This is a genomic window from Eikenella sp. Marseille-P7795 (assembly GCF_916618725.1).
GTDB lineage: Bacteria > Pseudomonadota > Gammaproteobacteria > Burkholderiales > Neisseriaceae > Eikenella > Eikenella longinqua.
This window is the reverse complement of sequence record NZ_CAKAJZ010000010.1, coordinates 1-24632: the sequence shown is the minus strand read 5'-3', so window position 1 is coordinate 24632 and position 24632 is coordinate 1. Positions and strand designations below refer to the sequence as shown.

The window sequence follows — 24632 nt, the reverse complement described above, 5'->3', positions numbered from 1 at the left end:
GCTACCCGAAAGAGGCTACCTGAAAAATGTATCCCGAACTCGACCGCTATATCGAAAACCTCGACACCCTCATCCGCAAGTTGTCGCCAGCCGAACGCCGCCGCCTCGCCGGCGACATCGGCCGCCAAATCCGCCAGGCCAACAAACGCCGCATCCAAGCAAACATCGCGCCCGATGGCAGCCGCTTCACCCCGCGCCGTGGCGTGGCCGCGCGCAAATTCGGCGGCCGGCTGCGCCCAGAGCAGGATTTTGTTTACAACGGCAAGCTGCGCCGCTTTCGCACCTTGCGCCAGCTACCGGATACCGATGCCGTGGCCGGCTGGGAATACACCACCGGCCACCTGTTTAAAGCCATCCGCAGCAAAATCGGCAAGCCGGATAACAGCCCGCGCGGCAAGCTGATGTTTAAAAAGCTGCACCAATACAAATATCTCAAGCTCAAAGCCACCGATAACGAGGCCGCCGTCGGCTTTATGACCGGCCTGGCCGCCTACATCGCCGCCGCCCACCACTACGGCGAAGACGGTCGTCCCACCCGCGAGCTGCTCGGCTTTTCGTCGGAGGATTTGAGCCTGATTGAGGAGCTGGTTATTCAGCATTTCAATGCCGCCCAGCAATAAAACAGGCTACCTGAAATTTCAGGTAGCCCATGCTGCCGCTTGTAAAAAATCCCCTCAAGCCGCCCGCCGCAAGTCCGCGCGCGGCAGCGGCGGCATAATCGGCACACGTCTATTTTACGAGCCGCCATGAACACCGCCGAAATTTCCCGCCTGCTTGCCAACCTCATCCAGCAGGGCACCATTGCTGAAAGCGACCCAGCCGCCGGCCGCGTGCGCGTGCTGCACGGCGGCCTCACCACCGATTGGCTGCCGTATTTTGTGCCCGCCGCCGGCGGCGTGTCCGTACACCGCCCGCCCAGCGTCGGCGAAAACTGCCTTGTGCTCTCGCCCAGCGGCGAGCCGGCCAACGGCGTCGTGTTGTGCGGCATGGCTTCCACCCAGTTTCCGCAGCCCGGCCAGTCGGCAGACGAGACCATCGTCAAGTTTCCGGATGGCGCGGTTGCCAAATACAACCACGCCGCCAGCCGCCTCGATATTGCCGGCATCGACACCGCCCACATCCAAGCCGCCAGCCTCACCACCGTCGATTGCCCGCAGAGCACCTTTACGGGAGCAGTAACGGTGCAAGGCTTGTTTACCTATCAGGCCGGCATGGCCGGCAGCAACGGTGCCACCGGCACCACCACCATCCAAGGCGACTTTAAGCACGACGGCAATTTTGAAAACACCGGTAAAGTCAGCAGCAACGGCGTAGTGCTCGACGACCACGTCCACAGCGGCGTCCTGCCCGGCGGAGGATTATCAGGAGGCCCGCAATGATGTCCGAAACCAGCGGCCGCCTGCTACCGCTCGCCGAACACGTCCGCCAGTCCGTCCGCAATATCCTGTTCACGGCCGTCGGCACCCGCGTCCAGCGCGAGGAGTATGGCAGCCTGCTGCCGCTGTTGATGGACGCACCGCTAAACGAGATTACGCTGCTGCGCTGCAATGCAGCCGTGGTGCTGGCGCTCGCCAAATGGGAGCCGCGCTTGGTGATTACCGCCGCCGAAACCCGCGCCGCCCCCGCTGACAGCGGCCTGCGCGTGGAAATCAGCATCACCGGCCAGCTCGGCGGCCAAATCGAAAACTTTATCGTCGGACTGTAACCACATGGAAATCGACCTCACCCAACTGCCTGCGCCCGATGCCGTCAAGCTGTTTAGCTTCGAGGAAATCTTTGAACGAAAGAAACAGCAACTCATCGCCCTCTGCCCGGAAAACATCCGCAGCGTCATTGCCGCCACGCTCGAGCTGGAGAGCGAGCCGCTCACCATCGACCTGCAGCAGCAGGCCTATTCCGAGCTGCTCGTCCGCCAGCGCATCAACGAGGCCACCCGCGCCGGCTTTTTGGCATTGGCCGCCGGTGCCGACCTCGACCACATCGGCGCAGGTCGCGGCCTTACGCGCAAAATCATCCAAGCCGCCGACCCCACACAAACCCCGCCAGTGCCCGAAATCAAAGAATCCGACAGTGATTTTCGCAAACGCATCCAATTGCACCCGGAAAAGTTTGCCGCCGCCGGCCCGCGTGCCGCCTACATCGCCCACGCGCTGGACGTGGACGGCGTGGCCGACGCCAACCCCACCCGCCCCGTGGCCGGCACCGTGCGCGTCTATATCAAGAGCTACGCCAACCAAGGCGTGCCGGATGCCGCGCTGCTCGCCGCCGTCTCCACCCACCTCTCCGCCGAAGAGCGCCGCCCGCTGAATGATGTGGTCGAGGTCGAAGCCGCCACGCCGAAGATTATCAACATCGAGTATGAAACCGTGTTTGAAAGCGGGCCCGATAAAACCTTAGTTGCCGCCCAGCAGCGCCGCGATTTAGACAAGGTGCTGGACGAAAACAGCGGGCTGGCCGGCGAGCTGGCGCTGTCCAAAATCATCGGTGCGCTCGATGTGGTGGGCGCGAAAAAAGTGCGTCTCATCCAGCCCGCCGCCGACATCGTTTGCAGCGCCGGCGAGTTTATCCGCGTCGCCACCATCACCGCCCGCGAGGTCGGCACATGAGCCAAACCATCCTCCCCAGCAACAACAGCCCGCTGATGCACGCGCTGGCAAAACTCACCGAGGCCGAAACCGCCGCCATCGATTGGCGCGTGATTACGCAGTCAAAAGACCCGGCCGTGTGCGCCGCCGTTTGGCTGCCGTGGCTGGCTTGGGAAAACAGCATCAGCGACGCCGAAGGCTGGCGCTTTGCCGAAACCGAGCAGGCGCAGCGTAATTTGATTGCCGGCTACATCGAAAAGCACCAGCTCAAGGGCACGCCGGCCGTCATCCGCCGCCTGTTTAGAGACTTGCAGCTTGGCGAGGTCGAAATCTTGGAGCGTGTAACAGAGAAAACATGGGACGGCAGCTTTAGTTTTGACGGCAGCCATCTCTTCGGCGGCGCGCCGGGCGACTGGGCAAAATACGCCATCGTCCTCAAGCGCGTGGTCAGCATCGGGCAGGCCGAAGTCATCAAAGCCCTGCTCGCCGAACTCGCCCCCGCCCGCTGCCAGTTGCTCTATCTCGACTACCGCAGCAACCCGCTGTACTGGGACGGCGAAATCACCTTTAACGGCAACTACACATTTGGAGCAATCACAAGTGGCTAACATCAAAAACAGCAAAGAGTGGGCGGAGCACGTCCGTCAAATCGAAGTCGGCGACCGCGTGATCGGCGGCACAGACGCCCCCATCAACATCTGCCTCTCGCACCTCGTCGGCCGCACCGGCTACCTGAAAGACAAAATCGACACTGTGCCCAGCAAAACTGCAGCCGGCCTGCTCAAAATCGATTCCGCCATCGACAGCGACGATGAAGACACGGCGGCCTCACTCAAAGCAGTCAAAATCGCCTACAAAAAGGCCGAGGAATCCGCCGGCAAAGGCTTACCAGTTGGCGCAGTAATCGGCTTTCCGCGCGCCATCACCAACCCCGAAGGCTACCTGAAAGCCGACGGCAGCACCTTTGCCCAGGCCACCTATCCCGACCTGCACCGCGTATTGGGCGGCAACAAGTTGCCCAATATGACCAGCTCCGACGTCGGTATGACCTCTTATTTTCCGATTGAGGCCATCCCGGACGGCTGGATTAAATTTGACGACATCGCCAGCAAGGTTACGCAGTCCACCTATCCCGAGCTGTACCGGCTGCTGGTGGCACAGTACGGCAGCATTGCCGCCGTACCCAAAGCCGAAGACCGCTTTATCCGCAATGCATCAGGCAGTCTCGCAGTGGGCACGCAACAGGGCGACGCCATCCGCAATATCACGGGCACACTAGACTCTGGGAGTAACGCAACTACGCAGTTATTTGACGCCATTGATGGGGACGGGAAAGGTGCGCTTTTTATTAGTCGAAAGCAGTTCAAGCAATGGGCATGGGAGAACGGCAGCGGTATAAACGATATGCCCGCAGCCTTTAGTTTTGACGCCTCTCGCGTGGTGCCGACCGCCGATGAAAACCGACCGAAAGCTATCGCAATGGTGCTGTGTATCAAAGCCCGCGATAGTCTGGATGACGTGGTGTTTTGGATTAAAGCCTACGGCACGGTTACCAACGCCGGCGCACTGGATGCCTCCACGCTGGCGGCGGATATACAGCGCAAAGCAAACCGCGACGAGGTAGCGCCCAAAACTCACACCCACCGCAGCAGCGAGATTATCGATTTAGCGCAGGCGGTGAGAAATCTGTTTGCCCACCAGTTCGGCGATTCAGGCTACCTGAAACTGCCCAATGGGCTGGTGCTGCAATGGGGATATGTCGCCCAAAAATGGGCTGGCGAAATACTGATACCAATTACCTTCCCGCTGACGTTTGCAAGTGCGTTCGGCGTCTTTACCACCGCTGTCACGGAAGGGTCTACAGCCAACAACGTAGGAGGGGATATTACCCTCCCCATCCAAAATTTAACGGGTACTGGCTTCACCGCCATCATGAACACATGGGGACCCGCTACCGCCAGTCATATTAAGGGTTTCTATTGGTTTGCTATTGGCAGAGTATAGGAGGTGTCTGATGTCTATTTTTTACTCAAAAACCAGCGGCGGATTTTATGACAACCAAATCCATAACAGGCTACCTGAAGATGTTGTGGAGATTAGCCCGGAGCAGCACGCTGCCTTACTGGCCGGACAATCACAAGGGCAAGTCATCATGCCGGACAAAGACGGCAGGCCGGTGTTGGCCGAGCAGCCGCCCTGCCCATCCAGCACTTGGGACGGCGAGCAATGGCACATCGACCCCGAGTGCGCCGCCCGGCTTAAAGCCGAGCAGCAGGCCGAAATGTGGGAGCGCATCAAAGCCAAGCGCTACGACAACCTGCGGCATGGGGTGTTTGTCAAAAGCGTGGGCAAGTGGTTTTACACCAACGATGAGAGCCGCACCCAATACATCCTGCTGCGCACCATGAAAACGCTGCCGCCGAATCTGAAGTGGAAAACGATGGAAAACGATTTTGTCCTCATGACCCGCGAGCTGCTGGATGAGATGACTACACAGATGGTAGTGGATGAGCAGGCTGATTTTGCCAATGCCGAACGCCATAAAGCCGCCATGCTCAAAGCCGAAAACCCGCTGGAATACGACTACAGCGACGGCTGGACGGCAAACTTTGATGAGCAGTCCGCCGCCGAGCTTGAGGAGGCTGAAAAATGAGTACACAACCCATCTATTTAGCCCTTTATCGAGGCCGCCGCGACGGCAGCGGCTGGCGCGTATGGTGTGCCCGAGCCACCGATTGGCTCACCCGTGTTTTGACCCGCGGCCAGTACAGCCATGCCGAGATTGTGGTGCGCGAGCATCCGCAGGCATCGGTTTATACCTGCTACTCCGCTTCCATCCGCGATAAAGGCGTGCGCTGCAAAGTGATGCCGCTGCCGGCGGCCAAATGGGATTTGATTCCGTTGCCCTCCACCCCGGAGGCACACGAGCAGCTGCAGCGGGTGTGGGCGGCCACCGAGGGGCAGGGCTACGACCTGATGGGCGCACTCGGCATCGCCTTTTGGCTGCCTGAAAACCGCCGCCGCTGGTTTTGCTCCGAATGGTGTGCCGAAGCCATCGGGCTGCCTGAAAGCTGGCGTTTCAGCCCCAACGATTTAGCCGCCATCATCCGTGCCAAGCTGTAAAAAACCCCCCGAAAAAGCAAAACCCTCGCCCCGTGCGCATTGTTCGCGCATGATAGGTCAATCCCACCAATAAGGAGCCCGCACTATGGCCGCTTCCCGCCACCACGGCATCACCGCCAACGAGTTTACTCACGGTGTCCGCAGTATTCCCGACATTTCCACCGCCGTCATCGGCATGGTTTGCACTGCCGAAGACGCCGATGAGGCCACCTTCCCGCTCAACAAACCCGTCTTTCACACCTCTGCCTACAACGTGCTGGGCAAGGCGGGCGAAAAAGGCACCCTCGCCAAATCGCTCGATGCCATCATCGACCAGGCCGACGCCCAAATCGTCATCGTGCGCGTTGCCGATTCCGACAACGCCGATACCCTGAAAGCCAACATTATCGGCAGCGCCACCGGCGGCAACTACACCGGCCTCAAAGCCCTGCGCCGCGCCAAAGCCATCACCGGCCAAACCCCGAAAATCCTCGGCGTGCCCGAGCTCGACAGCCAAGAGGTCGTCACCGAGCTGCTCGGCGTTGCCCAAGCCACCCGTGCCTTTGTGTACGCTTCGGCCGGCGGCGCAGAAGCCATTAGCGAAGTCACCAGCTACCGCCAAAACTTCGGCCAGCGCGAGCTCATGCTCATCGATAACGACTTTTTAGCCTTCGACCCCGCCGCCAAAGCCAACAAGCCCGCCGCCACCATCGCCCGCGTGCTCGGCGCCCGCGCCAAACTTGACACGCAAGTCGGCTGGCACAAGTCCATCTCCAACACCGAGATTAACGGCGTCTCCGCCCTCAAATACGGCCGCACATTTGACTTGCTGGATAGAAACTGCGACGCCAACACCCTCAACAACGCCGACGTCACCACCCTAATCCGCGAAAACGGTTTCCGCATTTGGGGCAACCGCACCTGCTCATCCGATCCGTTGCTCGCATTTGAGGTGGCCGTCCGCTCCGCCCAAATCATCCAAGAGACCATCGCCAGCGCCTTCTTGTGGGCAATGGACAAGCCCATGCACCCCAGCCTGATTGAAGACATCATCATGGGCATCAACGCCAAGCTAGCCGAATATGTAAACAAAGGCTACATCCTCGGCGCCCGCGTGTTTTTGGATAAAGGCAAAGTCACCCCGCAAGCCATCCAAGCCGGCCAGTTTGCCTTTGACTATGAATGGACCTATGTCCCGCCCTTGGAAAACATGGTTTTCAACCAGCACAACACCGATACCTTTTTTGTTAATTTGGTGGATAAAGTCATCAGCTTTGCCAGCAACCTGAAACCCACCACCATTTAAGGACTGCACACCATGAAAATGCCCAGCATCCTCAAGGGATTTAACCTATTCGTCGATGGTGCAAACCAATACGGCGTCATCGCCGATGTCACCCGCCCCAAAATCGCCCGCAAAACCGAAGACTACACCCCGGGCGGCGCCATGATGGAAATGACTGTCGTGCACGGCTTTGAAAAGATGGAGCTGGAAATCACCAGCAAAGGCTACGACGCCGATATGCTGCGCTCCATGACCTCCTCCATCAACGGCAAGCTCATCCGCTATCAAGGGGCCCTGCAGCAAGAAGACGGCGGCGCCTATCAGGAGCTCAAAGGCGAAGCACGCGGTCGCATCATCGAAGCCGACCCCGGCAGCGACAAGCAAGGCGAAGGCGGCGAGCACAAATTCAAAATTGCCTTGGTTTACTGGAAAGAAACACTCGACGGCCAAGAGATTTTGGAGCTCGACGTGTTAGCCAACAAAGCCAGCTTCGGCGGCAAAGACGAGCGCGCCGGCCTGCGCAAAGCACTCGGCATGATGTAAGCAAAAAAGGCTGCCTGAATTTTCAGGTAGCCTGAATCACCCCATCCCAAGGAAAGCCCATGAAAAGCAACCAATCCATCCAAATCAACGAAGACAATACCGTTACCGTCGTCTTGAGCAACGGCGAGCGCCTCACCCTGCGCGAGCCGCTGGGCAAAGACATGGACGGCCTAAGCCAAGACCTCATCAAAATCAAACACACCGACCAAGTGCAAAAGCTGCTCGGCCGCATCAGCACCCCGCAGCTCACCCGCCTGCAATACGGCAAGCTCGGCATTGCCGACACCCAAGTTTTAAACACCGCTCTGGATTTTTTTTCAGCGCCGCCGTCGGCGAGGGCGGAGTTCGAAGCGGCGCTGGCCGAATTGGGCTACCTGCCGGCCTCCGCATCCGAGCAGACGACTGCGCAGCCATCGTAGCCAACGCCCCGCACCTCTACGACACCGCGCAGCAAGAGGAGCTGCAGTTTTTTAATGCCGTCGCCGACTGCCTCGCCCAATGCGCGGCCACCTTCGGCGGCGGCATTGCCGCATTTGGCGAAATGCCCCTGCTCACCCTCCTGCGCTGGACGCATCGCGCCGTGCTGCTTACCCGACCGGCAGAAGAAGACGGCGAATAAAAACGCCCGCCGAAGCGAGCGTTAGCAATTGAGGAAGGCTTATTGGAACAGTAGCGCGGCGGCAATCACCGCCAATCCAATCAGCAGCAGGAAACCAAAGAAAGTCCAAGCCAGTATCACACCATCGGCCAGCGGGCGGGTTGGTGAGCAATCGCGGTACATTTTAAATCTCCCATCAAGAGGCAAACATGGCAAAAGACCTTGTACTTAATATTATTATGCGTGCCAGCGATAAAGCAAGCGGCGCGTTTGCCAAGCTCTCCCATGCCGCCCGTGGCTTGAGCGGAGTGTTGCAGGAAAACCAACAAAAGCTGCGCGCCGTGCAGCAAACCATGCGCCAGTCCAATTCCTACGGCGATTTGCAACGCAAGATGCGACAGGCCGCCGCCGAAAGCGACAAGCTCACCAACGAAATCAAGCAGCTCACCCGCGAAATTGCCGCCCAAGGCACGCCCACCACCGCCCAAGCCAACCGCATGAAGCAGCTCGAGGCCGCCAGCCGTGCCGCCGCTGCCAAAGAGCAGAAGCTGGCCGATGAAAGCCGCCAGCTATCCCGCGAGCTGAAAAAAGCCGGTTTCGACACCCGCAACTTTGCCACTGAACAAGCCCGCCTGCAGCACGAGGCCGCCCGCTCCACCGCCGAAATCAGCCGGCAGAAAGCCGCCCTCGACCGCCTGGAAAACGCGCAAAAAGGCGTGTCCAATGCCAAAAGTGCCGCCGGCCGCTGGGGTGCGGCATCCGTGGCCGCCACCGCCGGCGCGGTCGCCATCAAGCGCGGCATGAGCGTGCCGATTCGGGATTTTGCCGAAGCTGAAAACGCCGGCATGGATTTGCGCGTCGCCATGATGGACAGCACCGGCAAAGTGGCCGCCACCTACAAAGACATCGACGCCCTCGCCACCCGTCTCGGCGACCGCCTGCCCGGCACCACCGCCGACTTTAAAAACCTCATGACCATGCTTATCCGCCAGGGCATGAGCGCCCAAACCATCCTCGGCGGCACGGGCGAAGCCGCCGCCTATCTCGCCGTGCAGTTGCGCAAGAGCCCAGAAGAGGCCGCCGAGATGGCCGCCAAACTGCAAGACGCCGTGCGCGCCACCGAAGGCGAAATGCTCGGCCTAGTCGATACCGTGCAGCGGATGTACTACGCCGGCGTCGAAGACCAAAACATTCTCGGTGCCTTTGCCAAGCTCGCTCCCGCCCTCGACATCGCCAAAATCAAAGGCGAAGAGGCGCTAAAAACCTTCGGCCCGCTGATTACCATGCTCGACCAAGCCGGCCTCTCCGGCGAGAGCTCCGGCAACGCCCTGCGCAAAGTGTTTACCCGTGCCATGAACAGCGCAAACGTGCGCAACGCATTAGAGGATGCCGGCGTAGGCAACCTGAAAATTGACTTTACCGATGGCAAGGGCGAGTTCGGCGGCATTGAGAATTTTTATACCCAAATCGCCAAGCTCCAGCAGGTAAACACCGAAAAACGCCTGCAAATCCTCAAGGATATTTTTGGCGACAACGCCGAAACCTTGCAGGCGCTCAACACCATGATCGAAAAGGGCCAGGCCGGATATAACGAGTTTGCCGCCAAATTGCAAAACCAAGCCAGCCTGCAACAGCGTATCGACGCCACCCTCGGCACCGTCACCAATCTATGGGACGCCGCCAGCGGCGCATTTACCAATTTCATGGTGTCGCTGGGCAGCAGCATCCAGGGCGAGCTGCGCACCGTCATCGGCTGGATTAACGACATCTCCGTCAAGCTCGGCACTTGGGCAGCAGCAAACCCAAAGGTAGCCAACACCATCATGAAAGTAATTGCCGTGCTCGGCATTGCGCTGGGCGTGTTTGCGGCTATTGCCGCCGTCATTTCAGCCGTCATCGTGCCGCTCGCTGTTATGCGTTTGAGCTGGGTAACTTTAGCCACTTCCAGCGGCGGCGCGGCGGGGAAAATCGGCCTGCTCACCCGAGCATTTACCTTGCTCGGCGGTGTAGTCCGTGGGCTATCCTCCCTGATGATGGCAAACCCAATGCTCATCGCCATCGTGGCCGTGGTCGGTGCGCTGTATTTGCTCTACACCCATTGGGAGAGCGTTAAAACCTCGCTTGTCGCTGGCTGGCAGCGCATCGATACCGCTTTTGCCAACAACCCCATCCTCAACTTTATTTTCCCGATAATCGGCCTCGCCCGCCTGCTCATCAACAACTGGGACATCATCGGCCCGTTTTTCGCCGGCTTGTGGCAGCGCGTCAAAACCATCTTTGCCGATAACCCCGCGCTCTATGCGCTCCCGTTTGTCGGCGCAGTGATGTGGCTCATCAACAACTGGCAAAAGGTCGGCCCGTTTTTTGCCGGGCTGTGGCAGCGCATCAAATCATTTTTCAGCGGCGGTATTTCCGGCATCACGGCGCAAATCGTCAATTGGTCGCCGCTCGGCCTGTTTTATCAAGCCTTCGCCGCCGTGCTGCGCTGGTTTGGCATTGAGCTGCCCGCCAAACTCTCCACCGCCGGCCGCAACATGATCCAGTCGCTCATCAATGGCATCAAGTCCATGCTGCCCGACCTCTCCGGCGTGTGGCGGCAAACCACAAATCTGTTTAACGGCCTCAACAACAGCGCCCGCCGTGCGCCCGGCGCGGTCGGCAACATCGTCGGCGGCCGCGTCGCCAAGGGCTTCTCCGTCGGCGGCTACACCGGAGCAGGTGCCATCAACCAAATCGCCGGCCTCGTGCATCGCGGCGAGGTGGTGTTTTCCCAAACCGATGTGCGCCGCTTCGGCGGCTGGCGCGCCGTGGAGGCTCTGCGCACCGGCGGCCAACGCGCCCTGCAGGCTTTGGGCGGTGGCAGCCCCGCCCCCGCTTTCGCCGCCGGCGGCGCGGGCAACATCACCATCAACGTCTATGCCGCCCCAGGCCAAGATGAGCGCGGCATCGCTCGTGCCGTGGCCGCCGAGATGGATAAACGCCAAGCCCAAGCTGCCCGCCGCACCAACTCACGCTATCAAGACAAGGATTAAGCCATGCCCCTCGCCGCCCTCGGTTTTTTTGTATTCCACACCGTCACCATCCCTTATCATGGGCTCGACCGCAGCCAAAGCTGGCGCCACCCGCACAAAAGCATTGTCGGCAGCGACAGCCCGCCACCATCGCAATACACCGGCAAAGAGCCGGACACCATCACCATCCAAGCCGAGCTGCGCCCCGAAGTCACCGGCGGCGATTTAAGCATCAACCTGCTGCGCCGCATGGCCGACGGCGGCAAGCCTTGGCCGCTCATCCTCGGCACCGGTGCGCTGCTCGGCAGCTACGTCATCACCGACATCCAAGATAAGCAGAGCCAATTGATGTACGACGGCAAAGCCCGCGCCATCAGTTTTAGCATGACCCTCAAAAAAGTAGCCGACCACGCATTCGGCATCGAAGGCGAAGCCCTCGGCCTCGCCGTCGGCATAGTGCGCAGCCTGGTGGGAGTGTAGCCATGAGCCTGCTCGATACCGTGGTCGCAGCCGCCGAGAAAGCCTTTGCCGCCCTCACCGACAGCGGCGGCCGCCACCTCACGCCCGTCGCCCGCCTCACCATCAACGGCCAACCATTCGGCACCGCCGCGCTCTCTCGCCTCATCAGCCTAGAGCTCACCGACAAGCGCGGCTTTGAGGCCGACGAGCTCACCCTCGAGCTTGACGACTACGACGGCGCCCTCGCCATCCCCGGCCCCGGCAGCAAAATTACCCTGCATCTCGGCTATAAAGAAACCGGCATTGTCGATAAGGGCGAGTATCTGTTTTCCGAGTTTACGCACACCGGCGCGCCCGACCGCCTAAGCATCACCGCCCGCGCCGCCGACCTTGCCGAAACCCTCACCCAGCAGAAAGAGCGCAGTTGGCACAAAAAAACGCTCTATCAAATCGTCGAGGCCATCGCCAAAGAGCACGGCTACCAATACCGCATCGCCGAGCAATACCAACAGGAGACCATCACCCACATCGACCAAACCAACGAGAGCGATGCCAGCTTCCTCTCCCGCCTCGCCGAACGCTACGACGCCATCGCCACCGTTAAATCAGGCCGCCTGCTGTTTATCCCTGCCGGCCAAGCCCAAACCGCCGGCGGCGAGCCCATCCCGCCACTCGCCATCACCCGCGCCAGCGGCGACAATCACAGCTTTAATTATTCGTCCACCAACGCCTACAACGCCGTCCGCGCCTACTACACCGACAAACGCACCGGCCGCCGCAAAGAGGTGGTCATCAACAAAGACAACCTCGAGCCCCAGCGCCACACCGAAACCCGAAAAACCCGCCGCCGCCGCAAAGACGGCAGCCACACCGCCACCCGCACCGTCGAAACCACCCGCCGCATCAACACCGACGGCCTCAAAATCAAAACCCTGCGCCACCTCTATGCCAGCGAGCAAACCGCCCTCACCGGCGCCCGCGCCGCCTTCCGCCGACTCTTGCGCGGCGCCGCCCAATTCAGCCTCACCCTCGCCGCCGGCCGCCCAGACCTCACGCCAGAAACCCCCGTCAGCGTGGCCGGCTTTAAACCAGAGATTGACAGCCAGCAATGGCTCATCAAAGAAATCAGCCACCGCCTCGACAGCGGCGGCTACAGTTGCCACATCCAGCTCGAGGGGCAAATCAACATCGACGAACCTGCCGAGCCCACCAATAACAGCAACAAAAAGCAACAAGTCGCGCTCGGCAAAAGCAAAAAGGCTACCTGAAATTTTCAGGTAGCCTGAATCCATTACACCAATCTAGCAAATACTCTCGCACGGTACACCGTCATTATCCCTGTCCAGCCGCCGCACGCCGCATTGCCGGTAGTAAAACATCGCTTCCGCGCAACTGTTCATCTGCCCGCAGAAGCGTTTGCTACCGCAGGTAAAACCGCGCGCATTTCTGTCCTGCACCAAGCGACCGGTGCGCTGCCGTTGCTGCGGCTCGGTCGCCGGTAGGGTAGCCACATGCTCGCGTTGCGGGCGCACCCCGCGCCGCCAGTCGCTCGGGTAGATATAGCCGTTTTCACTCCACAGCCCGCGATTTTCCCGCGTCGCCTCTTCCTGCATATCCTGATAAGCCGTATTGGTCATGTATTCTTTGTATGCCCACGCCAGCCCTGCCTGCACCATCAGCATATTGATATTGCGCCCGCGCTCGTCATACACCTCGGCCAGCGTCCGCCCGTAGCGGTCAAATCCACTCTCCTCCAGTCGCACCGTCTGCCCGTGGATATATTCGGAGAGCGTCGATTTAGCCTTTTGTCCGAATGGCTGCCCTTTCTCCGGCGCGTCAATCTGCGCCATCCGCACCGTGATTTGCCTCCGTCCGTCTGTCAGGCAGGTAAACGTATCCCCATCCTTAATCCCCACCACTCGACAGGTTTGCCCCGCGGCCGTGCTGCTCTCGCTGGCCGCTGCGGTGGCTGTGGCCGCATGTTGTGCCGCTTGCGGCGGCTCGCTCGCTGCTCTGGCAATCTCCTCCGAAGCTGCCCGCGTATCAGCAGCCGCCATTAAGCCGACTGCGGGAGCAGACGCAGGAGAGCTGGTAGAAAAATCGGCACGATACCGAGGCGCAGCAGCCGCTTCGGTGCTCGGAGCAGACGGCAACAAAAACGCGCCGACAAACAACGAGCCGAACGCAGAGCAGAAGAAACTAAGGAAAAGATGACTGCGGCTAAATCCTTTGCCGTTTTTGGAGAAGCGGGCAAACAGCCCGGGAAAAATCGGCCCAATTACCGAGCAAACCAGCAACAGCAGGCTGGATAACATCAACACTCCGCCAATCGCGGCAGAGAAAGAGTCAGCAGACATAATGGCCGTGCCGTAAAACATCGCCACCACCGATGCCACATTCAACCCAAAAAACAGCACAAACCGGTTATAAACTTTGCCCGTCTTAGAAAATCGGGCAAACCACCCAGGGGAGACCAGCCCCACCAGCGCAGCAATCGACAGCACAAACGCCGCCAGCATAAACAGCGCACCGAAAAACATCACCCTTTATCTCCATTGTTTTAATTATGACTGCCGATTTTTAAACGCCTGAATACTCTCCGCCACCAAATGCCACGCAAACAGCAGCAGCCAAATCGGCGGCGCCAGTATCAGCAGCAGAATCGGCAAACCCTTCTGCGCCGCCCGCTCCGCCGGAATCGTCGTGCGGTGGTAAATCTTGTTATACGCCGCTTTTCTCGGGTTGCTTATCACGCCCATTCCGCGCGGCATTTTCATGCCCAAATTATGTCGCACCACGCGCTTGAGTGAAGTGCGCGCCGCAATCCGGCGTTTGAGGGATGGGGTGCGGATACCAAATTTCATGGTGCATCAGCGGCTGTGCTGCCGTCCGGCTCGGCGTTGCGGCACGGCCTGCCGCTGGCGGTTGCCGTTGTTTGCCCGCGCGCGGGTTGCCGGGCGGGCGTAGCCGCTGCAAATTCGCCGCGATTGGCTGATACTGCCGTCGCGGCACACAAACTTGCTGCCCGAGCAGTAGGCAATCCCGCCCTTGCGCCCGCTGCACGGCTCGCGCCCGCGCGCTTCGGCAGATACAGAAATAGCCAGCAGGCAGCCGGCTATCACAGCAAAAATCGCTTTGTTCATTCTTTACGCCCCGAAGTTAAATCACACGTCCGATTTTCGTGTGGCAATGTCCGATAATGGCGAAATCGTCCGCCAACTCGTCCAGTTTCAGATATTCCGTTTCGTAAATCGGGTTGTCGCTGCTGATACGCAGCCTCCCGTCCGCCAGCCATTGCAGGCGTTTTACCCGCACCGCGCCGGCCAACTGCAGCACAAATACCCCGTCGCCCTGCGTCTTGTTGTGGTTAATCAGCGTGATGTCGGTATTGTTCAAGCCAGGCACCATACTATCACCCGTGATCGAAACGCAGCTCAATTTTTCCGGATACAAGCCTTCGCTCAATAACCAGCGGCGGTTAAACGGGATAAGCTGCACAATATTTTCTTCATCGAAAAATTTGCCGTGCCCGGCGCTGGCCGCCACGTTATACAGCGGCACCCAAACCGCATCCGATTGCTCCTGCTCTTCTTTTTCCCAACGCAGCTTCCGTTCTTCCCAAACATAATCCATCACGGATTGGTTTGGGTCTTTAGTATTAAGCGGGACGGAGCCTTTGCCTAAGATAAGCCAGTCAAGAGAAACGCCGGTTTGCTCGGCAATCTTGATATTTTGCTCAAGCGGCACAACGCCCCGTTGTTTGTAACCGACAACAGTGGATGCGTTTATGCCTAACTTTTGTGCAAACTCCTTATCACTAGATACGGATAAAGCAAATTTTGCACGTTCGAGCATTGTTTCAAGCAAAATTAAATAACCTTAAAAAACAAACATAAATTGCAAAAGGTAAATTTAATTGCCTTTTGACTATTTACAGATTTGCTAATAGGCAATATAGTTCGCATCACCACAACGCAAACTATATAGTGCCTATTAGGCAGAAAGGTCATTATAAGATGAGCCAGCAAAATGTCAAACAAGAGTTACGCCGTCCACGGCAAAACAGCCAGGTCATCCAGGCAGTCATCCCCAACCCTGAAGACCTCGCATTAATCAAACAGGCCGCCGCCATCAACGGCGCTGCCGTCTCCGGTTTCGTTCGCACCGCCGCCATCAAGGCTGCCCGCCAAGTGGTCGCCGCCGAATCCGTAACCGCATCCTAAGCCCTTTCAGGCTACCTGAACACCAAGATACGAAAGGGCTAATCATGGCAAATATCCAATACAGCAAAAAACTGCGCCGCGCCATCACGCGCCTGCACCAGCTCAACCAACGCATCAGCGAAGCCATGCAGGCCAAACCGGACGAAATCATCAGCACTCCGTTTGATGGCAGCGGCATTACTCTGCCGCATCACCACCACGCTGCGCAGGCCAATACCACCCAAGCCGCAAATCCAGCGTCTCCAGCGCCTCTTCAAGCTGTTGCGTTGCCGAAAGATAACGCGGCTTCTCCAACCGGCGGCGCACTTCCTCGCTCTCAATCAGCGCAGCAATCCGAGTACGAGCAGCGGCTGCCGATTCGCTATGAGCAAGTGAAACGCTTTGCAGCAAGGCGGCAATTAGAAGTTCTTGAGCTTCAAGCTCGCGCTCTGCATCAATCCGCATATCTTCTGATTCAAGGAGCATATGCAGGAGTTCGTCGTACGACAATTGTTTCTGATTCATTTCTAGATCCTCATTACTTTGCTGCTTGGCTGGAAAAACAAACGCAGCTTACCACGGAACTAGGCAAACTGCTGGAGGGCATCAAACATGGCGCCTAACCCCATCAATCAAGCCATCCGCGCAATGGCGCAGTCGCCCAACGGCGGCTATGCCGCCAGCGCCGCCATGCTGGGCATGACCACCGCCGCGCTGGAAAACCGCCTGTATGAGGTCAAAGGCCAGCGCATCGGCATTGCCGAAGCCATGCTGCTGCAGCGCCTCACCGAGCGTACCGACTTTGCCGTCGCCGTGGCCGCCGAAAGCGGCGGGGTGTTTGTGCCCGTGCCGGAGATGGACGCCGCCGCCCTGCTCGGCGAAGACATCCGCGACCACCTGCACGGCGCTGTCGAAGAATTGGGCGGGCTGTTTGTGCAATGGCGCGAATCCACCGCCGACGGTTTCCTAAGCCGCGCCGAAAGCGCCGAGCTGTGGGCGCAGGTGCGCAACGTGGTAAACCGCCTGGTATCCGTGGCCGCCCTAACCGACCGCATCTATGGGGATTTTTCCGATGCCGCTGAAAAACCGTAACCAGCACGATCCAGGACACTTCCGCGTCCAGATAGCCTGCCCCAATTGCGGCAGCCGCTGCTTGGTGCGCAACAGCATCGCACCTAGCAAGCTCACGCGCCAATATTATGTTTGGTGTACCAACCATCTCTGCGGCTGGCGCGGTTTGGGCATGTTTGAAATCACCCGCACCACTCACGAGCCGCCTCCGCCGCTGCGCCACGGCACACTGCCCGCAGTAGTAGATGACAGCTTTTTTGAAAATCCTCCGCCCGTAGAAGACCAATTATTTTAAGCCGCCCGCTGCCGCTTGCTGCGCGCAGCAGGGCTTTTGCCGCCCTGAAAAAGGGCAAGGAAAAATAAAATGCAAACAATTAAACAGTTTGAAAAACCTATCCCCGCCGGCTACACGCAAGCCGCTTGGGATTGCCGCAATCAGATGTTTGCCAAGCTGGCCGAGCGCTTGCCCCTGTCCACCAGCACCCCGCGCCGGCCCATGCCGCACGAATTGCCGGCCGACCAAATCGCCCACCTGCTGCTCACACCGAAGCAGGCAGAGGGCATCGAAATCGTGCAAAAGCTGTGCGGCCACATCCGCCGCGCTGCCGCGCAAATCAACACCACACTCATCACCTACGAGCTGGCCGTCCCGCCGATTTATCTCCACGAAGTCGCCAATCTGCTGTGGCAGTTGGATGAGGCCATCATCGCCGCCCGTGCCGCAGCCCGCCGCCTCGGCATCCGCGCCGTGCAGCCGCAAGTGCGCCTCACCGCGCCCACGCTCAAACCCATTGCCACCAGGCAAAGGGAGGCCGCATGAACGCCCAACAACAGCAAGCCGTCATCCGTCTCGGCAATCGCCTCTACCACGACGCCATCGCCGCCGCCCAAGCTGCCCAGGCCGACGGCACCAGTGGCCACCTCGCCACCGCCGCCTACAACCAGCTCGCCGGCGTGTGGGAAACCATGCAGGCCGTCCGCAGCCCGGACAGCACCGCCGCCGACCACATCACCCGCCTCATCGACCAGCTCAACCAGCGCCAAGGAAACCAAAATTATGACTAGCCCAGCCCCCGATTTTCAGGTAGCCAAAATGATCCAGCAGGCCGCCACCTCCAGCATCCGCAGCATCTACACCAAGGCAGACCATGCCTGCTCCCTATACGAGCCGCTGCAGCAGCTTGCCGATTGTATGCAGGCCGCCGCCATGCCTTTCCGCGTGGGAGATTTCGCCGACTATACCCGCCTCACGCTGCGGTTTGACATTGATTCCGTCGGCCAAGATGTGCGCATCGACCGCGCCTTGCAGGAGTTTACCGAGACCACCGGCTGGGAGCTGCGCCGCAGCGAGCCTACCGAGCCGCACGGCTGCGACTGCACCGTTGTCTATATTTGGCTGCGCCATCCGCAATTTGCCTCAAACAGCCAAGCCATCGACCTCGTCCTTTACTACTGGGAGGAAACCCATGTCTAACCGCCCCTCCGCCGGCACCGTCGCCGCCGCCGTCGTGTGCGGCATCCTTATCGGCCTGCCAGCCGGCGAATACATCAGCGACACCTACCGCGCCGGCAAACAAGCCAGCCTGCAGGCCGAACTGGACAACGCCGAGCTGCGCGCCGGCTTGTACTACACCGTCAATCAATCCTTGGTGCAGCAGCTCACCGACGCCAACCTCGCCGCCGCTAAAGTCCGTGCCGATTGCCAAGTCCGCCGCCAAGCCGCTTCCCTCGCCTCCGCCACCCGCCGCGACCCGCTCGCCGGCGTGGTGCTGGAGCCGGCCGGGGAATAAGCATGAGCACTTGCCGCGCCTGCCGCCATTGGCAAACCAGCCAACCCGACCGCAGCGGCCAGCCTAAGCCCGTGCCCATGCTGCGCCACGGCTTCGCCGCCTGCGCCAAAGGCGACACTTTCCGCTTCCTGCCATCCCGCCGCTCCGCCTGCGGCAAATACCAAGCCATCAGCCCCGCCGCCCAGCGCCGCCGCGACAGCGTCATGGCCGAGCTGTCCGCTAAAGATTCAGGCTACCTGAAAGGGAAATCATGAAACTCACGAAAATCGATATAGACCAAGAATGCAAGGCATTTTATGAGTGGTTTGGTGAGCAGCCTGAAATACCGGGCGCGGAAGAGTTTTTAAAGCTCCAATCCATGCTGCAGAATGCAACGGTACAAGCATACTTGGTGGGTTGGTGTGCTCGTGCCGCTCAATCCGAATGGATAAGTGTGGAGGAGAGGCTACCTGAAAACGATCCGAGACTAATGACAAAAGGCTCCTTGGGCACCAATCAGAAATATTTTATTTACCCCAATCCGCTCTCGAAATTAAATCCACTTATTCCGTCGGTTATGTATGCCTATCGATGTTTAGAACCGGAAACAGGAGAATATGTTTGGGGAAACTCCATGCTTTCGCCGTCCGTTATTGTCAAAAACATCACCCATTGGCAACTAGTTAGATTGCCCGAACCTCCGCAACCTTAAACCAACCCGCCAACTCCAACCATGCTCACCCAAGTCACCCCGTTCGCGCAGAGCTATTTAGACAAGATGCCCGCCGCCATCGCCGAGATGGCGCGCGAGCGTTGGCTCAAGATTGCTAACGTCAAGCCGGTGTGCAAGCCGAATGCTCTGCAGTATGAGTACAGCGAAAGCGCGGCTAATTTGTGGATTTGCAATTTTGCCAAGCCGTTTATGTGGAATCCGCTGCCGCTGGATTTAAACGCCTCCGATGATGACATCCGCAGCTATGCCGACAAGCAGGCTGCGCTGTTCCGCGCCCGCGCCATGTACGGCATGGATGTGTTTAAGCAGCTCAAGCTGGCAGAGGAGCAGGGATTGAAGGATTGGCAGAGCCGCTTTGCCGAGCAAATCAAAGCAAACAACTGGGAGGCGATTGCTCTGCGCCTGCAAGATGAGCGCTGGTGGCGGCGTTTTTTGCGCTGCGCCATCGGTCGCCGCATGGAAAACCTGCTGCGCAAAGACTTTAATTTAATCCACCGCCGCCATTGGCTTTATGTGTCCGCGCCATCGTTGCAGCGCCGACGCCAGCAGAAGCACCGTAACCGCGTGATGCTGGAATCGCTGCAGATGATTAACGAACTGCAGCAAACCTTCACCCTGGCCGAACTGGTGAAAAAATCCAATGCCAACCCAGCCATCCGTCGCGCCGAGCTGATGACCCGCATTGCCGGCTTTGAGTACATCGCCCGCGAAACGGGGCACATCGGCGAATTTATCACCATCACTTGCCCCAGCCGCTTCCATGCGGCGCACCATATTTCAGGCAGCCAAAACAGCAAATACGACGGCAGCACCACGGCCGAAGCACAAGCCTATCTGCAAAAAGTATGGGGGCGCATCCAAGCCTCGCTGCAGCGTCAAGAGATTGCCGTGTACGGCTTCCGTGTGGCCGAGCCGCACCACGACGGCACGCCGCATTGGCACGGCCTGTTTTTTATGCCCAAGAAGCACCGCCAAGCCTTCCGCCGCACCGTGGCCCGCTACGCCTGCCGCGACAGCCGCGCCGAGCTGGGGCTGGATTATTTCGAGACCAAAGCCGCCGCCACCCAGCAGGCGCGCCTGATTCAGGCCGTCCAGCGCCGCCGCGCCATTGAGCAGGGCGGCCATGTGTCCAGCCTCAAATCCCTGCTCGCCGAAATGCAGACTGAGGCCGAGTTTTGGGCAGCAGCCGACTACCGCGCCTTTCAGCAGGTGGACGCGCGCGTCAATTTCAAAGCCATCGACTGGCGGCGCGGCACGGCGGCGGGCTACATCGCCAAATACATCGCCAAAAATATCGACGGCAAAAACGCGCTGGGCGACAGCGTCGGCAGCGACTACGAGGCCGACGGCCGCAACGTGGTGGAGACCGCCGAGCTGGTGGACGCATGGGCATCGCTGCACGGCATCCGCCAGTTTCAGCAGATTGGCGGCGCGCCCGTTACCACATGGCGCGAGCTGCGCCGCGAGGGCATGGCCGCCGGCGACTATAACGACACCATCGTCCGCGCCGCGCTGGCCGCCGACGCCGGCGACTGGGGCAAATTTACGATGATTATGGGCGGCGCCACTGCCAGCCGTTCCCAGCGCCCCATCCACCTTTACAAAGAGGACCCGCAGGAGATCACCCGCTACCAAGAGCCGCGCCCGCCGATGATTCGCGGGGTGTTTGAGCCGCTCACGGGGCTCGTCAAAATCAGCCGCATCCACGAGTGGCAGATGCTGCAGGGCGGCGCAGCCGCCCCTTGGACTGGTGTCAATAACTCTACGAAATCGCTCAAAGCGGAAGAAATGCCTGATTTTGAAGCGGAAGATGATAGGATGTTTGGCAAAGATATGTTAAGAAACGCGCCAGCTATCAATTGGCGCATTCCGTTGCTGCGGGAGGAGCTGCAGCAGCAGATTGACCGGGTGATCGACAGCGACGCCCCACCTGAAATGAAGGAGCGCGAGCTCAATTTATTGCACGGCGCCCTGCGTGATTTGGCTGTGCCGCCAGCCATTAGCGAGCGCCAGGCCGCCGCCCAGGCCGCCCAAGCCCGCGCCGCCGCCGAACAGGCTAAGGCCGAAGCCGCCGCCGAGCGCGAATATCGGAAACATCTGCAGCACCTCGACTACCTCTCACCGCCGGCCAACAGGCTACCTGAAACCGCGATCGACCTGACCCAGTTTAAAACCCCGCGCCGCCGCTTCTCCGCTCCGAAGCAGCACGACACCGCCGAAAGCGTGATGGCCGAGCTCGACAACCTGCTCGACCGCCTCGAAGCCGAGCATGATGCGCTGTACACCGTGCATTGATTGTGGCCGGTTTCAGGCTACCTGAAACCCATGACAGCGCCGCCCTGCCCTTGGGTACGGCGGCCACCGGAGAAAATTAAGATGAGCGAAATCTTTTTGAGCAGAGAAGAGGTTATCAGCCTCACCGACTACAAGCGCTACGGCAAACAATGCGCCGTGCTGCGTCAAATGGGCATCCCATTTATCACCAATCCCACCGGCCGCCCCATCATCGTCCGCGCCGTGCTCGAGGGAAGGCAGGAGCAAACCGCCAGCCCGCGCCGCAAATGGCAGAGCAGTAAAATCAAGGCATAAAACCGCATCATGAAATTAGCCACCCGAAATCTCCCTGCGCGAATGCGCGCCAAAACCACCGGCAGCGGCAAGGTGTATTACTACTACGACACCTGCGCCAAGCCGCGCAAATGGCTAGCGCTCGGCTCGGACTTTTTCGAGGCACTAAAAAAATACGCCGGCTATGAGCAGGAATATTGTGAGCAGCAGATTCACGGGCGAATGAATGCGGTTTTAACCTTTCGCTATGTGGCCAACCGCTACAAACGTGAAGTGCTCCCCAAGAAAAGTCCGGCCACTCAAGCCGACAATCTGCGCGAGCTGGAAAAGCTGCTCGAGTTTTTCGACGACCCGCCAGCGCCCATCAACGAAATAGAGCCGGTCAATATCCGCGAATACCTCGACTGGCGCAGCAAAACCGCAAAAGTGCGCGCCAACCGCGAAATCGCCCTGTTTAGCCATATTTTTAACAAGGCCCGCGAATGGGGCTACACCGCCAAGGAAAATCCCTGCCGTGGTGTCAGCCGCAACAAAGAATCCGGCCGGGATGTGTATGTGCATGATGAGGTGTTTTGGCAGGTGTACGGCGTGGCCGAGCGGCACATCCAGTTTACGATGCTCATCGCCTACCTCACCGGCCAGCGTGTGGCAGACTGCCTGAAAATCAAAACAGGCGACATCCGCAACGGCGAGCTGTATGTGCGCCAAAACAAAGTAAAAACCCGCCTGCGCATCCGCATCACCGGCCTGCTGGAACAGGTTATCACCCAACTGCTGCAGGAGCGTGGCGAGCAGCGGCACGACCGGTTATTTGTTTACATGGGCGGCCGCCATGCCTACCTCGGCCAGCCGCTCACTACCTCCATGCTGCGCGGCGGGATGGACAGGGCCCGCGAAAAAGCCGGCATCGACAAAGCCGATTTTCAGTTTCGAGACCTCCGCGCCAAAGCCGCCACCGACAAAGACGAAAGCCTAAGCCTAGAGGCGGCCAGCCGCCTACTCGGCCACTCCAGCCAAACCATGACCATGCACTACATCCGAAACCGAAAAGGCAAGCTAGTCGATCCGACAAAGTAATCACCAAATCCGCAACAAAAACGCCGGCTTCCGCCGGCCTTTTTTTATCCCGTGTGCATTTGCATTTTCCGCACAAAATCAATCTGAAAAACCCGCTCAATCCTTTCAAAATGTAGAACAAGTGCAGAAATGTAGAACAAAACTGCCCAAAAAACAGGGGCGGCAGCGCACAGGAAAACAGCCTGAAACGTTTTTCGCTTCAGGCTGTTATGTATCTTGGTGCCCAGGGTCGGACTCGAACCGACACACCTTGCGGCGGGGGATTTTGAGTCCCCTGCGTCTACCAATTTCGCCACCTGGGCAGGTGAGGAAGATGCGCATTATAGGCATTTTTCCGCGTTTGTAAAGTTTTTTACCCAAGCGGCAGCGGTTTTGCCACACAAAAGCGTGTTTCCAATGGAAATAAAACAACAATCGCAGCACGCCGCGCGGGTGTTATAATCCGCCGCCATGTGCAAACCGATACTCTTGATGCTCACCGCCGCTCTGCTGCTGGCCGGCTGCCCCGCCGGGCAAAACGGCAACACGGGCGCGCCGGCTGCATCCAACCCCGCCAGCGCCGCCGCCTCCAGCCCCTTCCACGGTGCAGACCTGCGGCAAGAGCCCATCGGCGGCGATTTCACGCTCACCGCACACAGCGGCCGGCTCGCCAGCCTGAGCAGCTTCAAAGGCAAAGTGGTGGCGCTGATTTTCGGCTACACCCACTGCCCCGACGTTTGCCCCACCCACCTGCTCACCCACGCCCAAGCCATCGCCCGGCTGACGCCCGAGCAGGCCGGGCAAGTGCAGGTGCTGTTCGTATCCGTCGATCCCGAGCGCGACACGCCCGAGCTGCTGGCGCGCTACGTGCCCGCCTTCCACCCGAGCTTTATCGGGCTCACCGGCAGCCGGGAAAACGTACAGGCCGTGATGAAGCAATACGGCGCCACCGCCTATGCCCAGCCGCCGAACGCCAACGGCTTCTACACCGTAGACCACAGCAGCGGCACCTTCCTGCTCAATCGCCAAGGCCGGGCAGCCGTGCTCGAACCCTTCGGGCAAAGCGCCGAACACCTCGCGCAAGACATCCAAACCCTGTTAAACCAACAGCCTTAACCCAAAAGGCTACCTGAAAACCACAAAGGCAAACGCAGCCAGATATTTTTCAGGTAGCCTCCACACAAGAAACCCCAAACCATGCAGAAAAACGGCCAACAAGCCCGCCTCGTCGTACTCATCGACGCCGACAACGCCCCCGCCGACATCATCGACCGCCTACTCGAAGAAATCGCCAAATACGGCATCGCCAGCGTCAAACGCATCTACGGCGACTGGAGCCACGGCCTCTCCAAGTGGAAAGCCGCCCTCCTGCCCCACGCCATCATCCCCGTGCAGCAATTCGCCTACACCAAAGGCAAAAACGCCACCGATATGGCCCTGGTGATCGACGCCATGGACCTTTTATACAGCGGCAACTTCGACGGCTTCTGCATCGTATCTAGCGATTCCGACTTCACCCGGCTGGCCAGCCGCCTGCGCGAAAGCGGGCTCACTGTATACGGTTTCGGCGAAAAGAAAACCCCCGAAGCCTTCCGCAAAGCCTGCGACAAATTCGTTTACACCGAAATCTTCCGCCCCGAAAAACAACGC

34 protein-coding genes and 1 tRNA gene are annotated in these 24632 nt (G+C 59.3%); 29 read left to right on the top strand and 6 right to left on the bottom strand.

Features of this window, described 5'->3' with window-relative positions; translation table 11 throughout:
* Positions 1-26: 26 nt before the first annotated feature.
* From LG371_RS11035 to LG371_RS10985, 11 genes are all read left to right on the top strand, one after another.
* Positions 27-620 carry a phage virion morphogenesis protein gene (locus LG371_RS11035; RefSeq protein ID WP_225748517.1) on the top strand — a complete coding sequence of 198 codons (594 nt, stop codon included), beginning with the start codon at positions 27-29 and terminating at the stop codon, positions 618-620.
* 126 nt (positions 621-746) lie between these two features.
* Positions 747-1379: a phage baseplate assembly protein V gene (locus tag LG371_RS11030; RefSeq protein ID WP_225748516.1), complete on the top strand. Its 633-nt coding sequence runs from the start codon at positions 747-749 to the stop codon at positions 1377-1379.
* Complete coding sequence (locus LG371_RS11025) at positions 1376-1705, top strand: GPW/gp25 family protein (RefSeq protein ID WP_225748515.1); 330 nt, start codon at positions 1376-1378, stop codon at positions 1703-1705. Before LG371_RS11030 ends, LG371_RS11025 begins: the two co-directional genes overlap by 4 nt.
* 4 nt (positions 1706-1709) lie before the next feature.
* Positions 1710-2606 carry a baseplate J/gp47 family protein gene (locus LG371_RS11020; protein WP_225748514.1) on the top strand — a complete coding sequence of 299 codons (897 nt, stop codon included), beginning with the start codon at positions 1710-1712 and terminating at the stop codon, positions 2604-2606.
* Complete coding sequence (locus LG371_RS11015; RefSeq protein ID WP_225748513.1) at positions 2603-3193, top strand: phage tail protein I; 591 nt, start codon at positions 2603-2605, stop codon at positions 3191-3193. The genes LG371_RS11020 and LG371_RS11015 overlap by 4 nt, the downstream gene beginning before the upstream one ends.
* The gene (locus LG371_RS11010; protein ID WP_225748512.1) at positions 3186-4589 is read left to right on the top strand and encodes a tail fiber protein; all 1404 of its coding nucleotides are present in this window, start codon (positions 3186-3188) and stop codon (positions 4587-4589) included. The genes LG371_RS11015 and LG371_RS11010 overlap by 8 nt, the downstream gene beginning before the upstream one ends.
* Positions 4590-4599: 10 nt before the next feature.
* Positions 4600-5238, top strand: coding sequence for a DUF4376 domain-containing protein (locus LG371_RS11005; RefSeq protein WP_225748511.1), 639 nt, complete (start codon positions 4600-4602; stop codon positions 5236-5238).
* Positions 5235-5708, top strand: coding sequence for a hypothetical protein (locus tag LG371_RS11000; protein ID WP_225748510.1), 474 nt, complete (start codon positions 5235-5237; stop codon positions 5706-5708). The genes LG371_RS11005 and LG371_RS11000 overlap by 4 nt, the downstream gene beginning before the upstream one ends.
* A gap of 85 nt (positions 5709-5793) precedes the next feature.
* Positions 5794-6993 carry a phage tail sheath subtilisin-like domain-containing protein gene (locus LG371_RS10995; RefSeq protein ID WP_225748509.1) on the top strand — a complete coding sequence of 400 codons (1200 nt, stop codon included), beginning with the start codon at positions 5794-5796 and terminating at the stop codon, positions 6991-6993.
* Positions 6994-7005: 12 nt separating this feature from the next.
* On the top strand, positions 7006-7515 hold the full coding sequence (locus tag LG371_RS10990) for a phage major tail tube protein (protein WP_225748508.1): 510 nt from the start codon (positions 7006-7008) through the stop codon (positions 7513-7515).
* A gap of 59 nt (positions 7516-7574) precedes the next feature.
* Complete coding sequence (locus tag LG371_RS10985; RefSeq protein ID WP_225748507.1) at positions 7575-7934, top strand: phage tail assembly protein; 360 nt, start codon at positions 7575-7577, stop codon at positions 7932-7934.
* A gap of 239 nt (positions 7935-8173) precedes the next feature.
* Here the strand turns inward: LG371_RS10985 and LG371_RS12290 are convergent, their stop codons facing one another.
* Positions 8174-8296 (bottom strand): hypothetical protein, encoded by a 123-nt coding sequence (locus tag LG371_RS12290; protein ID WP_255593135.1) that lies wholly within the window; start codon positions 8294-8296, stop codon positions 8174-8176.
* Between the two features lie 26 nt (positions 8297-8322).
* Here LG371_RS12290 and LG371_RS10980 point away from each other — a divergent pair, with 26 nt between their 5' ends.
* From LG371_RS10980 to LG371_RS10970, 3 genes are read left to right on the top strand one after another with little or no spacing between them, the layout of a single operon-like run.
* Complete coding sequence (locus tag LG371_RS10980; protein WP_225748506.1) at positions 8323-11145, top strand: phage tail tape measure protein; 2823 nt, start codon at positions 8323-8325, stop codon at positions 11143-11145.
* A 3-nt stretch (positions 11146-11148) separates the two neighbouring features.
* Entirely contained in the window at positions 11149-11604 is a 456-nt protein-coding gene (locus LG371_RS10975) for a phage tail protein (protein WP_225748505.1), read from the top strand.
* Positions 11605-11606: 2 nt separating this feature from the next.
* Positions 11607-12851, top strand: coding sequence for a contractile injection system protein, VgrG/Pvc8 family (locus LG371_RS10970; protein WP_225748504.1), 1245 nt, complete (start codon positions 11607-11609; stop codon positions 12849-12851).
* Between the two features lie 33 nt (positions 12852-12884).
* Here the strand turns inward: LG371_RS10970 and LG371_RS10965 are convergent, their stop codons facing one another.
* From LG371_RS10965 to LG371_RS10950, 4 genes are read right to left on the bottom strand one after another with little or no spacing between them, the layout of a single operon-like run.
* Positions 12885-14123, bottom strand: a complete 1239-nt coding sequence (locus LG371_RS10965; RefSeq protein ID WP_225748503.1) for a thermonuclease family protein — start codon at positions 14121-14123, stop codon at positions 12885-12887.
* 24 nt (positions 14124-14147) lie between these two features.
* A complete protein-coding gene (locus tag LG371_RS10960; RefSeq protein WP_225748502.1) occupies positions 14148-14447 on the bottom strand; it encodes a hypothetical protein in 300 nt (99 codons plus the stop codon).
* 6 nt (positions 14448-14453) lie between these two features.
* A complete protein-coding gene (locus LG371_RS10955; protein ID WP_225748501.1) occupies positions 14454-14726 on the bottom strand; it encodes a hypothetical protein in 273 nt (90 codons plus the stop codon).
* Between the two features lie 16 nt (positions 14727-14742).
* Positions 14743-15438, bottom strand: a complete 696-nt coding sequence (locus LG371_RS10950; RefSeq protein WP_225748500.1) for a S24 family peptidase — start codon at positions 15436-15438, stop codon at positions 14743-14745.
* 161 nt (positions 15439-15599) lie between these two features.
* Between LG371_RS10950 and LG371_RS10945 the strand changes: the two genes are divergently transcribed.
* The 13 genes from LG371_RS10945 (at position 15600) to LG371_RS10885 (ending at position 23003) form a co-directional block, all read left to right on the top strand.
* On the top strand, positions 15600-15806 hold the full coding sequence (locus LG371_RS10945; RefSeq protein ID WP_225748499.1) for a DUF1778 domain-containing protein: 207 nt from the start codon (positions 15600-15602) through the stop codon (positions 15804-15806).
* A gap of 44 nt (positions 15807-15850) precedes the next feature.
* Positions 15851-16408: a hypothetical protein gene (locus tag LG371_RS10940; RefSeq protein ID WP_225748498.1), complete on the top strand. Its 558-nt coding sequence runs from the start codon at positions 15851-15853 to the stop codon at positions 16406-16408.
* Positions 16398-16877: a YmfL family putative regulatory protein gene (locus tag LG371_RS10935; protein ID WP_225748497.1), complete on the top strand. Its 480-nt coding sequence runs from the start codon at positions 16398-16400 to the stop codon at positions 16875-16877. Before LG371_RS10940 ends, LG371_RS10935 begins: the two co-directional genes overlap by 11 nt.
* Positions 16858-17151 carry an ogr/Delta-like zinc finger family protein gene (locus LG371_RS10930; protein WP_225748496.1) on the top strand — a complete coding sequence of 98 codons (294 nt, stop codon included), beginning with the start codon at positions 16858-16860 and terminating at the stop codon, positions 17149-17151. The genes LG371_RS10935 and LG371_RS10930 overlap by 20 nt, the downstream gene beginning before the upstream one ends.
* A 69-nt stretch (positions 17152-17220) precedes the next feature.
* The gene (locus LG371_RS10925; protein ID WP_225748495.1) at positions 17221-17676 is read left to right on the top strand and encodes a hypothetical protein; all 456 of its coding nucleotides are present in this window, start codon (positions 17221-17223) and stop codon (positions 17674-17676) included.
* A complete protein-coding gene (locus LG371_RS10920; RefSeq protein WP_225748494.1) occupies positions 17673-17921 on the top strand; it encodes a hypothetical protein in 249 nt (82 codons plus the stop codon). The genes LG371_RS10925 and LG371_RS10920 overlap by 4 nt, the downstream gene beginning before the upstream one ends.
* Positions 17914-18330 carry a hypothetical protein gene (locus LG371_RS10915; RefSeq protein ID WP_225748493.1) on the top strand — a complete coding sequence of 139 codons (417 nt, stop codon included), beginning with the start codon at positions 17914-17916 and terminating at the stop codon, positions 18328-18330. Before LG371_RS10920 ends, LG371_RS10915 begins: the two co-directional genes overlap by 8 nt.
* Positions 18323-18646, top strand: coding sequence for a hypothetical protein (locus LG371_RS10910; RefSeq protein WP_225748492.1), 324 nt, complete (start codon positions 18323-18325; stop codon positions 18644-18646). The genes LG371_RS10915 and LG371_RS10910 overlap by 8 nt, the downstream gene beginning before the upstream one ends.
* 2 nt (positions 18647-18648) lie before the next feature.
* Positions 18649-18900 carry a hypothetical protein gene (locus LG371_RS10905; protein WP_225748491.1) on the top strand — a complete coding sequence of 84 codons (252 nt, stop codon included), beginning with the start codon at positions 18649-18651 and terminating at the stop codon, positions 18898-18900.
* Positions 18897-19337: a DUF551 domain-containing protein gene (locus LG371_RS10900; RefSeq protein ID WP_225748490.1), complete on the top strand. Its 441-nt coding sequence runs from the start codon at positions 18897-18899 to the stop codon at positions 19335-19337. The genes LG371_RS10905 and LG371_RS10900 overlap by 4 nt, the downstream gene beginning before the upstream one ends.
* A gap of 21 nt (positions 19338-19358) precedes the next feature.
* Entirely contained in the window at positions 19359-21653 is a 2295-nt protein-coding gene (locus LG371_RS10895) for a replication endonuclease (RefSeq protein ID WP_225748489.1), read from the top strand.
* A gap of 81 nt (positions 21654-21734) precedes the next feature.
* Positions 21735-21947 (top strand): DUF4224 domain-containing protein, encoded by a 213-nt coding sequence (locus LG371_RS10890; protein WP_225748488.1) that lies wholly within the window; start codon positions 21735-21737, stop codon positions 21945-21947.
* Between the two features lie 9 nt (positions 21948-21956).
* Positions 21957-23003, top strand: a complete 1047-nt coding sequence (locus LG371_RS10885) for a tyrosine-type recombinase/integrase (protein WP_225748487.1) — start codon at positions 21957-21959, stop codon at positions 23001-23003.
* Between the two features lie 217 nt (positions 23004-23220).
* Here the strand turns inward: LG371_RS10885 and LG371_RS10880 are convergent.
* Positions 23221-23305: transfer RNA gene (locus LG371_RS10880), tRNA-Leu, on the bottom strand.
* Positions 23306-23453: 148 nt separating this feature from the next.
* Here LG371_RS10880 and LG371_RS10875 point away from each other — a divergent pair.
* Both LG371_RS10875 and LG371_RS10870 read left to right on the top strand, forming a co-directional pair.
* Positions 23454-24098: an SCO family protein gene (locus LG371_RS10875; RefSeq protein WP_067591497.1), complete on the top strand. Its 645-nt coding sequence runs from the start codon at positions 23454-23456 to the stop codon at positions 24096-24098.
* Between the two features lie 81 nt (positions 24099-24179).
* The coding region (locus tag LG371_RS10870) for an NYN domain-containing protein (RefSeq protein WP_225748486.1) at positions 24180-24632 on the top strand (453 nt) is incomplete at its 3' end.